The following is a 13888-nucleotide window of genomic DNA, read 5'->3' as shown; positions in this document are numbered from 1 at the left end:
AGTTATTTGATTATTGATGGCTGAATTTTATGTTGTTTAATCAAAATAAGGAATTAAAATGAAAACTCTGAAACGTGGTATTGCGAATATTACGGACTCCGTTACCTCGTTAGGTATTTCGCTGGTAATTATCGGCGTGGTTCTTTCTGTCGGTATTGTTGCGTATTATAAATTGTACGCTACAACTGAGGTGACATTGGTTAGCACATTGATTAATGAGACTCGCCAGCTCAGGGCCAGCAATGGTTATGGCACAACTGATTATTCTGCCTCGTTGATTGCATCGGGTGCCGTACCGAACAACGTTACGGTTTCGGGAGGTAAAATCTACAACCGTTCTGGTGGTATTGTGGCCGTGAAAGGTAATGGTGTAGGGTTTACAGTGACTGACTCCGATCTCTCCTCTAAGGACTGCATCAAACTGGCGCAGTCGCTTGGTACGTCTGATATGTCTTCCACGAAGATCAATAACCAGTCGTTTACGGGAGAAGTTACCGCTGCTGATGCAACCGCAGCCTGTACTGGTGATACCAATACAATCATTTTCACTACTAAATCCTGATATCACCATAAATACCGCCCTGATTCAGGGCGGTTGTCCGGACGTAACCATGCAGAAATTAAAAGATAACGATTTTATTGATCTCTATATAGGTCAAGATTACGTTGAGATAAAAGGATTAAAAGGGGCAAGCTCTTTCTTATCCAAAGTGCCTGATTATCTTTCTGAGGATGTGGATAATCTCAAACAACTTTGCATTGAGCGTTTTAATGAAACCAGTAATACAGAATTTTCTGTCTTCCATGATACGCGCCTTTACAGGGTTACGATTACACTATTTAGTGGCATCAATCTGATTATTAGACAGACACCAGAATGTGTCTTACCTGTTGACAGAATACCGCTTAGTTCTGCATTACGAATGTCTATAGAAGTACCGCATATCACAGGTCTTTTTTTGATTGCTGGGGCAATGGGATCGGGGAAAACGACTTCAGCAGCGGCAATCCTGAGTCGTCGCATTGCGTTTACCGGTAATCTGGGGGTATCAATTGAAGACCCTATTGAAACCGTACTCATGGGACGACATGGCGAAGGGCGCTGTATTCAGCTTGAAGTAAGTGGTGAAGAGACTTACGCATCAGCAACCAAGAAAGCTTTTCGTATGGGGGCATCTTCATTTCTGCTAGGAGAAATCCGTGATGGTGCGACCGCACATGAAGTTCTGAAGGCCAGCCTGAGCATGTTTGTTGTATCAACAATCCATGCGTCCTCTGTTCAGGAAGCGATAGAGCGATACATTATGTTCTGCGAAGAGTTTAATGCGGGGGCCAGGAATCACGTAGCCAGTACGCTATATGTGGTCGCTCATCAGGTAATGAACACCGTCAGTGCTGATAATCTCATTTCCAGACGCAGTGTGGAAATATCAGGTTTTAATTTAAGACATGCAACCTGCGCTGATACCATCCGAGCAAAAATATCAGCAGGAAATCTCAAGTCATTAAGCGACCAATTTAAATCCATCGCATATGATTTTCCGGGGAGTAACAGATGAGAAGCAAGTTAAAGAAAGGGATATATCAGGTTTCAGACTCGGTGATTGCGCTGGGTATATTATTTGTTGTCCTTACCGCTATCATTATCCCGGCTTCTGTGTGGACTGTTAATGAATACAGAAATACGGTGGCGGCAGGGCAGGCAAGAACTGTACAGACAGCCGTCAATAAATATATCTCGGATAACGCCACGGCTATTTCTGCAAGCGCAACGGCAACGTCACCGTTCACTCTGACTGTGCCTATATTGATTAGTGCCAATTATCTCCCGGCTGGTTATTCCAGCATGAATAATTTTTCGGCTACTTATCAGACAAAGATCTTCCAGCCAGCGACGGGGAAATTTCATGTAATGACATTTCTCACAGGTGGCGTTGAGTTAAAACTCAGCCAGGCGCGAAATATTGCTACGAAAATTGGTGCTTCCGGTGGTTACATTGAAGGAGGGATCGCGAAAGGAGCGCTGGGGGCGTGGAGTGAGAATCTGTCGGCATTTGGCGGTTTTAATCCCGGTGACGGACATATAGTGATTGCTGGTTTTTACCAAAACGGCGCGATATCGAACGATTACCTCTATCGTAAAGCGGTTCCGGGCCATCCGGAGCTGAACACCATGAGTACAGCCCTTAATATGGGCGGTAACGATGTTAATAATGCTGCTGCGATAAATGCACAAAATGCGACGATATCCAATACGGTTACAACTGGCACGTTAACGGCCACTACTGCTAATGCAACAAATGCGAAGGTAAGCGGAACTCTCACCGCAGGAACGGTCAGTGCCTCCGGTAACGTAACCAGTGCTGGTACAGTCCAGGGGAGGTATATCTATCCAGCACAGACGGTAACGATCGGAGGAGCCTGTTCACCTTCAGGCATCATTGGTAAGGACAGCTCCGGGGACTCGGTGCCATGTGTTAACGGCAAGTGGACTAAAAGCTCAGGTGTGCCGGTTGGCACTATCGCAATCTGGGGATCAACCAGTATCCCTTCCGGATGGCTTGAATGTAACGGTCAGGCGTTTAATAAATCAGCATATACAGAGCTGGCAACGAAATATCCGTCTGGTCAGGTGCCGGATTTCAGAGGGGTATTTTTACGGGGGCTTGATCGCGGTGCTGGGCGTGATACAGATACTGGTAGAGGGATTTTGAGCTATCAGCAGGACACTTTACAGAATCACACACATATTGCAGGAACCGAGACGAGTCTGCATGACAATGTTCCTGGATCTCCAACTCGAAATACACCGGGTGGTGAAGAAGTCAGGACATATGCGGACAGGACGGGGGATGTTAATACGTTATGGGGCGGAGCTAGAATCTCCAGTGAAACTCGCCCCAAAAATACAGCAGTAATTTATATTATCAAGGCTCAATAGGTATATTCACTATGAATTACTCAATGCTTGCTATTTTCTGTATTGCTTTATCTGTTGCTGGCATTATTTCAATTAGCGCTGATAATAAAAACACATGGGATAATACCGACGAAGAGTCCAGAGCTGGACAGTTCATGAATTATGTAAGTGCCTTTGATGACTATTATCAGAAAAATAACAGCGCTACAGGCGATGTGACATCTTCTGTAACCATACCAACATGGTTGCCAAAAAGCGGCAATATCAAGATGGTTATTAATAGTGGTGTAGGATATGTATATACTCCAGCATCAAAAGGGATGATGCGAGAGATTATGAAATGGACCGCGAACAGTTCTTCTGTTGGTGTTTCTGATGCAACTTATATAAATACTGTGTCCGGTAAAATCCAAAAACCTGCCTTTATAGGTTCAGGGTATATAGTCTATGTGAGATAGTTATGATTGTGTGCTTTATTATGGTTGTCTTGTTTTCTGTTATCGCAGCAAAATCACTTCCATATTTATATGAGCGGGCCAAGAAGGAGGTTATAACCGATAGTAAAAAACTGAAGAATGAAAACCAAGAAACAAAATTCAGTATTATATACTCTGTTATATGCATAATTCCGTCATGCGTTATATTTCCCCTCGGTAGGGATATGTGGCTTTCCGGCGTAGTTTTGATTCTTGGATATGTGGCTTATACTGACCTGATGACGCGCTGGGTTCCAGATTGCCTAATTTATTCTTGTTTAAGTGTCAGCCTGCTATCGCCACAAATAACTAAAGATGGAGAAATGATACTTAGTGTAGTTCTTTTTGTTATGCCAGTAGTGATAATGCAAATCATAGGCTATATAAGAGAAGGAAAAGCGTGTGTTTGCAGCGGGGATTTTTACCTGTTCCCGGCTTTAGCTGTCTGGATTGCCCCCCAATACGCTGCAACCGTCATGCTGATTAGCATTGGTCTTGGGATATCAATTTCACGAACAGTTAAAGAAGTACCATTTATTACCTGTCTTTTTCCTGTGTTTGTAGGGTATCAACTATGCGCATTATTATTTTTATTTTAGTAATGATGGTAGGGAACGTAATTTCAGCATATGCAACGACTTCACATCACAACGAATTTCATGGCTGTTTCATGTCGGCATCCGAAAGATTTAAAATTGACCATCGGTTGCTTTTGGCAATCGCAGAAGTTGAAAGCGGCATGAATCCCGGTGCGATTGGTTATAATAAAAAGGGAGGGAAGGTTATTAGTGAAGATGTGGGCTTGATGCAAATAAATTCATCCTGGTTTCCAGTGTTAAATGGTATGGGGGTTACTCGTAACGATCTGTTGGAAAAACCATGCCAAAACATCTATGTCGGGGCATGGATTCTTGCCAAGAACATTTCATCTAATGGTGTTAATTGGGAATCTGTTGGTGCTTATAATGCGGGATTTAAAGGGGCTAATGCACCATTCCGCATGAAATATGCAAAAAAGGTTTATGCAAAGTATCTTGCACTAACCGGAGAAGGTTAATAAATTCTAATCAAGGGATTCAATATGTCACCTTTAATCAAAAAATCTATGCGTTGCAAACCTGAGAAAATCATTGTTGGAAATTCAAAAGAGGCCGTCTATGAAATAAGAAAATATCTCTATGGTGCAATGGCTGGTCACGAAGGGACTATTTATTCACCTCTTCATAGAAATACAGTTGAAGTTATGGATCTTCTTCGTGATGAATGGAAAATCAATGAGAACTACAAAAAATGAATATACAAAAGTTATTTTCACTACTAATTTTTCTTTGTCCTGTGATTGTTCACGCAGCCGAACTGAATGGAAAAGTCATACACGTTCTGGACGGTGATACCATTGAAGTATTGCAAGATAACAAGCCTGTCAGGATTCGCCTGGCAAACATTGATGCACCTGAGAAGATACAACCTTTTGGAACATGGTCGGCAAACCAGCTTAAAAAGCTTGTCGCAGGGAAACAAGTCAAGGTGACGTATACGCAGACAGATCGTTACGGGCGTGTTCTTGGGCTTGTGGAAACGAAATATGTCAATGTTAATCGCGCCCAGATCATTTCTGGCGCGGCGTGGGTATATGACCAGTACAACGCAGATACTGCACTACCGGCTTTACAAAAAGAAGCTCAGGAGCAGAGGCGCGGCCTGTGGTCTGAGAGTAACCCGATACCTCCGTGGGAGTGGCGACACAGGAAGAACTGACGCGCTGCGCTTGTCCAACCCCTCCACCCACAGAAATAAATTTCTGAAGGTGTCACGGTTACATTTTACAAGAAATCCAAATGCTTCTTTTTATGCGCGGAGCGCATAGAAGGCGGCACACCGTAGCTGATATGAAGCACAGAAAGCAAACCGCCGGGCCTTGCTCCCCTGAACGGGGATAATGCACCCACTGCCACCGTATCTGACCAGAGCCACGGCAGCACGTCCACGCACGCTGCTGTGTGGTCACTGCCCCAGCCCCCTCCCTGCAAAGCCATAACGGGCTTACAGCGTTGTTTACCGCTGAGTTAAGGCCGAAGCCCCGGTGAGCGGTCAGAATGGCGCTGTGCGACGTTTTGAGCGTGATTTCCGGGGTCTTAACGGCTGTGACCAGCGGGAGCAGACGTTTAGAGACTTAATTAATGAAAGGATAACTGTATGAAACGTAATTTAATTTTTAGCGTATCTATTTTGAGCTGCTTTTTATATGCATCTTCAGCTTTAGCTGATGATCCCTGCAAAGTTACTCTCTGTCTTTGGGGGAAAATGAATGGCTCCAGTAGAGATGGCTGTTCTGATGCAGAGAAAACTTTTTTTAATATTATAAAGAAAAAGCATGGTTCATTTTTGCCAAATCATACCTTTGATGCCAGAAAAGATTTTTTAAACAATGAATGTCCTGCACCTTATGGCGTAAGTCAGTATGTCGATAAGGTTTTGCAGAAATATGGAAAAGTTAAGCTATAGGTGAAAATTTACCAGCCAGAAAAACAAACAGGAATAAAATAATGATGACTGAATCCGATAAAGAGCGTTTTAATAATCGTATATGCATAGGGCAGGTGCTTGTCAGTGCGGATGTTTATGTTACTTCAGTTATGACTGAAAGCGCGGCTGAGGTAGAGATAACTGTCCCTGATGAAAATTATCAAAAGGTAATGGATTTATATGATCGCATATGCCAGTTTGCTTTGCTTCATGGTGAAGATTTACAAGGACTATTCCAGACTGACAGATATTACTACATGTCATGTTTCGTTCGTGATATTGAGGCTTTCAAGAAAGAATTTGAAAACGAGGACGAGTTAAAGCCTTTATTCAATCATGATCAGGGCGAAACGGCTGAGTTTCTTATCAGCTTCCCAGAAAAGGCTAACTATGATGATAAGGAAACAGTTAAAAGATCCTTTCTGGAAATTACACAAAAGCATGTCGATTCATTAGATGAACTTACATGGAGTAATTTTGAGCACAGAGCTTTTACTGGCGGAACGGTAGGCTTTGATGATGAACGTGACAATATAAAAAAACTATCTCGTAAGGATTTTGTGGCTTCTAATCTCACGGATTCTTTCGAAGTTGATTTCTATGTTAATCCTTTATTTGAAGGAGCACAAAACATCGGAGAGATTGATAATTATCCGGTATGTTTTAACTCACGGGGATTTTACTTCTACTGGAACAAAAAAACAGAATATCTGCTGGAAAGCTGGTTAACGTTTCCTGCTTATCCTTATGGCTGGTAGAGGAAAATAATCATGTATCTGCACATTGTCCCAAAACTTTTTCATCTAATGGCAAACAAATGTCATCTTGAATCAATAGTTATTCCTGAACTGGATTTCAGAATTGAAGGTGATGCACTGTCAACGGGCAGACCACACCCAAATAAAAATATCTGGGTTGGTATGCGGAAAGGAAGAAAGGCTATAAATGGTCTTTTACTAAAAACTGATAAACACTTCAAATCGTTTACTGCTGACTACCAGTGGCATATAGAAGATATGGGGATGATTAATCATCGCGTGACAACCTATATTGAAGATAATGAGTTTGATATGGTTTCACAGGACATAATGTTGAATGGTGGTTTCGATAAGTGGAAAAGCAGAGTTCATGAAGCCTATGAAAATTGGGCACCAGTCAGAGTTCAACCTAAAATGGAGTCCTTCGTAAATAAACCGGGTGAAGAAACACTCGATGTTTGGCAGGAGTACGATTGGGGTGATTTTCTGTTATCCAGAGAGGAAAGACTGTTACTGCATACCATTCAGTCCGAACGGCTAAATACTGATTTCTCTTTGTTCAGCCGACTGCCCTCGCCGGAGCAAGCAATTATTATATAAGGTGACTGTTATGGATTTCAGTAGTATTGATTTTACTCATGATTGTTACGTTGATTTGCATGTTGGTGATTACGGCTCATTGTCTGGCTTGTTTTTTACAGGTAAATCCGACTTGGCTATTCTTGAAAAGTTTTTTACCGATTCTCAAGACTGGCAAAACTCTTTTCAGCGAGAAGGTAGACAGTATGTGATGGGATTTGTTGATCCGGGTAATGTACAAATCATTACGTTTATGCAACATGCTTTCACAAAAGAAAAAGAACAGGCTGAAAGATTCTATTTGGATAATGGTTTTTACGAACAAACGCATGACTTCTTTGAAATATGGTTCGATAACGATGTCAGCGATGTACGAATCAGTTTCCCGCTTTTAGTGAAGGAGTGAGTGATGACAACTTTTCCCGATCATAAAATACTTGCCACAGATTTTGAAAAGTCGCTAAGTGCTTTTTGCAACCGGAGTCTGGAGAAGGATAAACAGGGTAAATACATTGATAAAAATACTCAGTATGCATGGAGTGAGTATTTGCGAATTAATTACATGAGTGTTCTTGGACATGGTTATGACAATAAAAATCCTCGTGGTATCAAATCACGGATGTGAATCCCTGATTGAATTTAATCCCGACAATGATTTGGTCAAAGTGATGAAGTCATTACGCACACCAGAAAACCGGATGGTGTGTATTCTCCAGGACGGTAAGAGGTTGCATCGCTGGGACAGGAGCTATGGTTCTGTACAAAAAAATCACTGGCGCAAAGTTGCCCCTGATAGCCTGGAGGTTTTGGGTTCTGTAGAGCATATCAGGCATGTAAACACGAATATGTAGAAAGTGGCTAAAAGAAGTCGAGGGATAATATTATGCAATATGCACTGTTTGATGTTGGAAATCGAAAGTTTCTACTTGATGCCAATGAGTTTAGTTTGTTGAAAGACTGGAAAGATAAGCCGATTGAAGAACTATCGGATTTTTGCGAATCTGAACACCCTTATTATTTATGTTACGGGGGGTATTTGTTAAACCCTGAAATGCCAGATGAAAACATTGATAGAAAGTTAAATTCAATGGAGAATTTTTGGTTGGCCGCTATTGATGACTATGGTCAGTACTGTCACCAGATTGCATTTTATTCAATCTTTCCATTTTCTGTTATCTCCATTGGGCATCAAAAAATCATTCCCTTTGCTGCGTTAATTAAATCGGATGAATGTATTGTTTCCAAAATTGCAGCGAAATCAGGTTTCGCGGTAACGGCATTTTTGCGGGTGACAGAATGGGATGTCGCAACCAATATCCTCAACCGGGAAGGCATTTTTGCTTTTAACGGAGTGGAAATGAGATTTAAGGAGCCGATCAATGAAGACAACTGGAAACGATTAATTTCAGAAGAAAGAGCTATTCGCTGCGCTAACAAATTAATTCGATGCAAAGGATAAATGAATGACGACTATCACAACGATCATTATCGGCACGACTGTTGTCGATTACAGAACAATGGAGGTTGATACTCCGCCATTTCCAGAGCATGACAGCGGTCACTACCTTGCTATTTCAGGGGAGGGAATGGTGTTTTCTGGTGAAAAATATGATGAAAATCGCCGTTGTCAGACAGGGGTTATCGAATCTCATTATGGTACAGCCGACTGGCAGCTTGTCCTTTCAGCTTATAAAGAATGGCTGGCTGATAAAGGTAAAACGTTCTCTTATTTGTTTGTTTTGCTGGGTGGTGAACTGGTTCATCATGAAATTAATGCGTCAGAATTAATTTAAGGAATACTTATGAGGCTTTTTATTGCAGAAAAACCGTCATTAGCTAAAGCGATTTTTGAAGGGTTAGGCGGCAATCCTAATATAGAAAAGAAAAACGGTTACTTTGAACATGGTTCCGATATTGTTACTTGGTGTTATGGTCATATGCTGGAGTTGTCCGACCCGCAGGACTACGACCCTAAATTTGCGGTATGGCGCTTCAGTGATTTAGAAGAAATGAAAACAGTATATCCGCCAACCTATAAAATAAAGCCTGAATCTGAGGCACAAACAGGCATTATCATTTCTCTTATTGATAAGGCTGACAGTATTGTACATGCTGGCGATCCTGATGATGAGGGGTGTTTACTGGTTGATGAAATCCTGGGTCATGCCGGGAATAAAAAACCTGTTGAGCGTTTGCTCATTTCTGATCTTAACCCTGCACCAGTACAAAAAGCGCTTGCGAATATGCAGCTTATGAAGCCTGGCGACAAGTTCAGTGGCATGACAAATAGTGCTCTGGCTCGCTCACTGTGTGATCAGAGCTTTGGCTATAAGCTGACGCGGGGCTGTACGTTGAAAGGCCGTGAGAAAGGTTATGAGGGCGTTCTTAACGTGGGGCGGGTGCAGAGCGCCGTTCTCGGCCTGGTGAATATGCGCACGCTGGCAAACCAGAATCATAGTGAGAGTTTTTACTATGATGTTTTTGCCTCACTTTCGATGAACGGAAATCAGGTAAAAGCGAAATATCAGACAACTGAAAGCGATCAGATCGACGACAAAAACCGTCTGATTTCAGAAGCCCAGGCGAAACATATTGCGGAACGTATCACAGGCAAAGAGGCCATCGTGACGATTGCCACCACCAAGCCGGAAAATACAAAACCCCCGATGCCGCTTAACCTTTCCACCCTGCAACAGATTTGTGCGAAACGTTACGGCTACAAGGCCAAAGAAACGCTCGATATCATGCAGGGCCTGTATGAAACACATAAGTTGCTGACCTATCCACGCACAGATAACCGTTACCTGTCCGACGAGCATTATTATCAGGCGGGTGATATCGCCATTGCTATCAGCGCAACGTTGCCGGAACTGACGACTGCGACCACAGAAATGAATAAGGAACTGAAGCACAAAGCCTTTAACGCAAGTAAGATTGAAGCTCATCACGCTATCGTACCGACCACGAAAAGCGGAGCCGGTGTTCAGTTAAGCGAGAAGGAAAAGAACGTATACCGTCTGGTTGCCACGCACTATATTGGCCTGTTCTGGCCTGATGCCATCCGTAACAAAACGAAGGTACATTTTGATATCAAAGGGGATACCTTTACCGCCACGCAGAGTGTCACGGTTCAGAAAGGCTGGGAAGCACTGGGGAGCGCGGAAAAAAGCGATGATGAAGTCACCGACGACACCGAACAGGCCGGATTTGATTTATCCTCGCTGAAATTTAGTGACACTGGCCTGTGTGAGTCCGGTTCCGTCGATATAAAACCAGCTTTACCGCCGAAGTATTTCACTGAATCAACGCTACTGGCGGCAATGACCCGCGCCGCGAAATTTATTGATGATCCGGTGTTGCGTAAAGCGCTGGAGGCCAAAGACGAGGGCAGCGAAGACCGTGGTAGTATTGGTACAGAAGCAACGAGAGCGGGGATTCTGGAAAAGCTGGCAGCAAATGCTGGGCTGATTTCCATCGAAAAAGAGAAAGGTTATTCAGAGCTTGTCTGGAAAACCACGAAACAGGGGCAGGAATTTTGCGCCGCCCTTCCCCATGAGGTTATTAAACCGGATATCTCTGCACAATGGGCCGAAAAACAGGCTCAGATTAAAGCCGGAGAAATGACCGTTGAAGATTTTGTTAATGAAACCGATAAGTACATCAGCGGATTAATTAGTGATCTGGGTAAAAATGGGATTAACATTTCTGCTAATGGCACCCCCTGCCCTGTCTGTAACAACGGTTTTTTGCGTAAGCGTAAGGGGCAGAATGGCTTTTTCTGGGGATGTTCCTGCTACCCTGAATGTAAGACAACGTTCCCTGACAAAGACGGCAGGCCGGATATGGACGCAAAATCTAGGGTTGAAGGTTCTATATCCCGGCTCAATGTCCCCTGCCCTTCATGCAGCAAAGAAATCCTGATCCGGCCAAAAGGATTTTTCTGTACCGGTTGTGAGTTCAAAATCTGGTCTGAGTTTTCCGGCAAGAAATTGACACAAAGTCAGGTAGAAACGGTGATAAAAAAAGGCAAATCCAGTGAGATTAAAGGGTTTACCAGCAAAGCCGGGAAAAAATTTGACGCTGTAGTTACCTTACAGGATAAATCTACAGGCAAACTTGGTTTTGAGTTCAGGAAAAAATAATTATTAAAAAGGCTTCCTTCAGGAAGCCTTTTTTTTCGAGTTGGAGGAACAGCCACGCGGGCACGTCAGCAAGCTGACGCACCACGCGCCCGGAAATCACGCGCTTCCCGTCGCCATGCGCCGGAAAGCCCGCTCACCGGGACAGGCTTAAATGGGCAGCTGTGCGGCGTTTAATTCCGTAGATGTTGGGCTTAGCAGTGAGAGGGATTTATTACGGCTGAAGCCGTAATGCTGTTTAAGTCCTCGCGCCGTAGCGCTGCGGGAGTCTCCGGCACTCCGTGCCTCCCATGCCCTACGGGCATAAAAAAACATTTTTTGATGAATTTTATCTTGTAAAAACACGTTATAACGTGTAATATTATTTGTATGGAAAGCGCGGTGCTTTCCCTAAAGGCCGAACGGCCAGGAGTTTTAAATGAATATTCAGGAAGCATTAAATGTATTTGGTTTATCCGGTGAATTAACCAAAGAAGAAATTAAGAAAGCCTACAAAAAGGCCTCACTGAAACATCATCCTGATCGGAATAAAGATAATCCGATTGCTGCGGAAATCATGAAAGCAATTAATTCGGCATTTGATTTTTTGATGGCTAATTTCGAAAAGGTTAATCAATACCAGTCAACTGATGATAATGCACGTTATGACTATGGCGAGGAGTTAGAGCAAGTATTAACAGAATTAAATAATCTTCCAGATATTATTTTTGAGGTTATTGGTAATTGGGTTTGGATCTCTGGCGATACCAAGACGCATAAAGAAGCATTAAAAGCGTTAGGGTGTAAATGGGCGTCGCAGAAAAAACAATGGTTTTATCGCCCGGAGGAACATAAATCCAGCCGCAATCGTAAAGAGCATTCAATGGATGAAATCCGTGAAATGTATGGCACTTACGGCCAGCGTAAGGCCGATGGACGTAAATCGGTAGAACGCCGCGCCTGATTGCCGCAGGGGGCATGTAAGCCCCCTTCTTTTGACGTTGCAGGGGGATGATATGGAAAAAACATTTTTTTCACGCTATGAAGCTGTTTTTAACCGGGTTTGTACGTTCCTGGGCGATGGTTGGAAGATAGACAGACGTACAGAAGATGCATACCGGATAAACCTAGTCAATCCAGCCTTTCGGCATTATTCCATCTTTGCACGTATTGAAAAAGACCGGATTCATTTAACTGGCGGCGTCCGGTCTCGGTCTGCGCGTAGTTCTGGCGGTTACTCAGCTTGCACAGTATCCCCAATGCGCGACCCCTGGGGAATTGCTCAGGATATACGCCGTAAGATCTTACCTGATGCAGAAAAGCAAATCGCGTATTTCGAAGCTGACCGAGCCGGAGCACAAAAGATTCAGGATGATCGGCGGATTTTAATCAACCTGGTCGGGCAGCTGGTCGAGGTACAAAACTATGGTGGTTACTATGATGTGCTGTGTCATATCAAAACGCCTGGAGGGATTTCGGGTGATGTGTGTGAGATGTACGGTAAAGCGTATCGGCTTAAACTGGGCGATCTCAGCAAAGACCAGCTAATCAAAGTGATTGGATTTTTATCAACACTGGGGCGCTGACAGTGAGCCGTGGGGGATGCCCCGCGGCCCACTGTTTGGGTGCTCTGCTTCAGGAGCATAGGAGCATGAAAGATTTGTTTTTTGCGAGGCGTCGGGGCGAAACGGCCCGGATTTCTCAGTCACTGGCGGTACAAAGTGACGGTATCAAGTATCGGCTTCAATATCTGGTGCTTGATCGGACGAACCCGACGAAAGCAGAACGGGCATCCGGGGCGAAAGAAGAGCGTATCGAGGTACTTAATCAGGAGTTTTACCTTAACGTTGGCGACTTTATCCGGGTAAGCGACTTTCCGTTACCAAAACTGACACGTGAATTTATTCGTTTTCTAGAGGAGTCTCAGGAACATGGATCTGAAAGCTGATTACAGGGGTGAACTGGCACAGCGTACGCGGGTGTTTCTGAACCGCACACAAAAAGAAATGGCTGCGTTGTTCGGTCTGTCTCTGCGCTCCTGGCAGGATAAAGAGCAGAATACTAATCGCGTATCAGTCAGTGAAACATATATGCTTTTGCTGTTGCTGAATGAGCATCCTGACTACCAGTTATTGCCACGCATTGATGATGCGAAGACTCCCGCTCAGGAGGCAGCAAAAATAGCTGTGGAGTTGGCGCAATGCCTGACTGAGCGTATACAGCTTCCATCAAAAGTGGTTGAGCTGGAAAATGCTCTTGATGCGGCAATCCTGGCGTTTAGGGAGGATTTTGTAGCTGATATGGATAACGGGCAAGGTGACTTGTCTCCGGTGGCTGTATTATCTAAAGAACTGGAAAAGGCCAGAAATCGAATCACTTATCTGGAGTCCGATAACAGCAAATTGCGGGCTGAACTGGCTAAAAAAACCTGTTAATCAGGCTCCCTTCGGCTCCCCGCTCACAGGCCGGGTCGTTTGCCACACTTCGCTAACCTGATGGCATTTGCTATCA

Annotated in this window: 20 protein-coding genes; all 20 read left to right on the top strand. The window is 43.8% G+C overall.

Translation table 11 applies throughout. From position 1 onward, the window contains the following. Window positions 1-58: 58 nt before the first annotated feature. The 20 genes from AC3RPL_RS26425 (at window position 59) to AC3RPL_RS26330 (ending at window position 13812) form a co-directional block, all read left to right on the top strand. Window positions 59-562, top strand: a complete 504-nt coding sequence (locus AC3RPL_RS26425) for a type 4 pilus major pilin (RefSeq protein ID WP_490742189.1) — start codon at window positions 59-61, stop codon at window positions 560-562. A 49-nt stretch (window positions 563-611) separates the two neighbouring features. After that, window positions 612-1559: an ATPase, T2SS/T4P/T4SS family gene (locus tag AC3RPL_RS26420; RefSeq protein ID WP_490742188.1), complete on the top strand. Its 948-nt coding sequence runs from the start codon at window positions 612-614 to the stop codon at window positions 1557-1559. Beyond that, window positions 1556-2941 carry a shufflon system plasmid conjugative transfer pilus tip adhesin PilV gene (pilV, locus tag AC3RPL_RS26415; RefSeq protein WP_490742187.1) on the top strand — a complete coding sequence of 462 codons (1386 nt, stop codon included), beginning with the start codon at window positions 1556-1558 and terminating at the stop codon, window positions 2939-2941. Before AC3RPL_RS26420 ends, pilV begins: the two co-directional genes overlap by 4 nt. 11 nt (window positions 2942-2952) lie before the next feature. Further along, window positions 2953-3378, top strand: a complete 426-nt coding sequence (gene pilM, locus AC3RPL_RS26410; protein WP_490742186.1) for a type IV pilus biogenesis protein PilM — start codon at window positions 2953-2955, stop codon at window positions 3376-3378. Between the two features lie 2 nt (window positions 3379-3380). After that, entirely contained in the window at window positions 3381-3995 is a 615-nt protein-coding gene (locus AC3RPL_RS26405; RefSeq protein WP_490742185.1) for an A24 family peptidase, read from the top strand. 5 nt (window positions 3996-4000) lie between these two features. Continuing rightward, window positions 4001-4453, top strand: coding sequence for a lytic transglycosylase domain-containing protein (locus tag AC3RPL_RS26400; protein ID WP_490742209.1), 453 nt, complete (start codon window positions 4001-4003; stop codon window positions 4451-4453). A 24-nt stretch (window positions 4454-4477) separates the two neighbouring features. Further along, the gene (locus tag AC3RPL_RS26395) at window positions 4478-4690 is read left to right on the top strand and encodes a P-loop NTPase family protein (protein ID WP_490742184.1); all 213 of its coding nucleotides are present in this window, start codon (window positions 4478-4480) and stop codon (window positions 4688-4690) included. Next, window positions 4687-5154: a thermonuclease family protein gene (locus AC3RPL_RS26390; RefSeq protein ID WP_490742183.1), complete on the top strand. Its 468-nt coding sequence runs from the start codon at window positions 4687-4689 to the stop codon at window positions 5152-5154. The genes AC3RPL_RS26395 and AC3RPL_RS26390 overlap by 4 nt, the downstream gene beginning before the upstream one ends. 438 nt (window positions 5155-5592) lie before the next feature. Continuing rightward, the gene (locus tag AC3RPL_RS26385) at window positions 5593-5901 is read left to right on the top strand and encodes a TrbM/KikA/MpfK family conjugal transfer protein (protein WP_071988837.1); all 309 of its coding nucleotides are present in this window, start codon (window positions 5593-5595) and stop codon (window positions 5899-5901) included. A gap of 41 nt (window positions 5902-5942) precedes the next feature. Continuing rightward, window positions 5943-6680, top strand: a complete 738-nt coding sequence (locus AC3RPL_RS26380; RefSeq protein WP_490742182.1) for a hypothetical protein — start codon at window positions 5943-5945, stop codon at window positions 6678-6680. A 12-nt stretch (window positions 6681-6692) separates the two neighbouring features. Next, complete coding sequence (locus tag AC3RPL_RS26375; protein ID WP_490742181.1) at window positions 6693-7280, top strand: DUF6012 family protein; 588 nt, start codon at window positions 6693-6695, stop codon at window positions 7278-7280. Window positions 7281-7290: 10 nt separating this feature from the next. Then, on the top strand, window positions 7291-7665 hold the full coding sequence (locus AC3RPL_RS26370; RefSeq protein WP_490742180.1) for a hypothetical protein: 375 nt from the start codon (window positions 7291-7293) through the stop codon (window positions 7663-7665). A 3-nt stretch (window positions 7666-7668) separates the two neighbouring features. Continuing rightward, a complete protein-coding gene (locus tag AC3RPL_RS26365) occupies window positions 7669-7884 on the top strand; it encodes a hypothetical protein (RefSeq protein WP_490742179.1) in 216 nt (71 codons plus the stop codon). 258 nt (window positions 7885-8142) lie between these two features. After that, entirely contained in the window at window positions 8143-8718 is a 576-nt protein-coding gene (locus AC3RPL_RS26360; protein WP_490742178.1) for a DNA topoisomerase III, read from the top strand. A 4-nt stretch (window positions 8719-8722) separates the two neighbouring features. Next, the gene (locus AC3RPL_RS26355; protein WP_490742177.1) at window positions 8723-9052 is read left to right on the top strand and encodes a hypothetical protein; all 330 of its coding nucleotides are present in this window, start codon (window positions 8723-8725) and stop codon (window positions 9050-9052) included. 9 nt (window positions 9053-9061) lie between these two features. Further along, window positions 9062-11401 (top strand): type IA DNA topoisomerase, encoded by a 2340-nt coding sequence (locus tag AC3RPL_RS26350; protein ID WP_490742176.1) that lies wholly within the window; start codon window positions 9062-9064, stop codon window positions 11399-11401. 415 nt (window positions 11402-11816) lie between these two features. Continuing rightward, window positions 11817-12341, top strand: coding sequence for a J domain-containing protein (locus AC3RPL_RS26345; RefSeq protein WP_490742175.1), 525 nt, complete (start codon window positions 11817-11819; stop codon window positions 12339-12341). Window positions 12342-12393: 52 nt separating this feature from the next. Then, on the top strand, window positions 12394-12963 hold the full coding sequence (locus AC3RPL_RS26340) for a hypothetical protein (RefSeq protein WP_490742174.1): 570 nt from the start codon (window positions 12394-12396) through the stop codon (window positions 12961-12963). A 65-nt stretch (window positions 12964-13028) separates the two neighbouring features. Beyond that, a complete protein-coding gene (locus AC3RPL_RS26335) occupies window positions 13029-13325 on the top strand; it encodes a hypothetical protein (RefSeq protein ID WP_490742173.1) in 297 nt (98 codons plus the stop codon). Further along, on the top strand, window positions 13309-13812 hold the full coding sequence (locus AC3RPL_RS26330) for a hypothetical protein (protein ID WP_490742172.1): 504 nt from the start codon (window positions 13309-13311) through the stop codon (window positions 13810-13812). The genes AC3RPL_RS26335 and AC3RPL_RS26330 overlap by 17 nt, the downstream gene beginning before the upstream one ends. Window positions 13813-13888: the final 76 nt, after the last annotated feature.

This window comes from Erwinia papayae, from assembly GCF_058241465.1.
The sequence above is the reverse complement of the archived record's forward strand: the minus strand, read 5'-3'. Positions and strand labels throughout refer to the sequence as shown.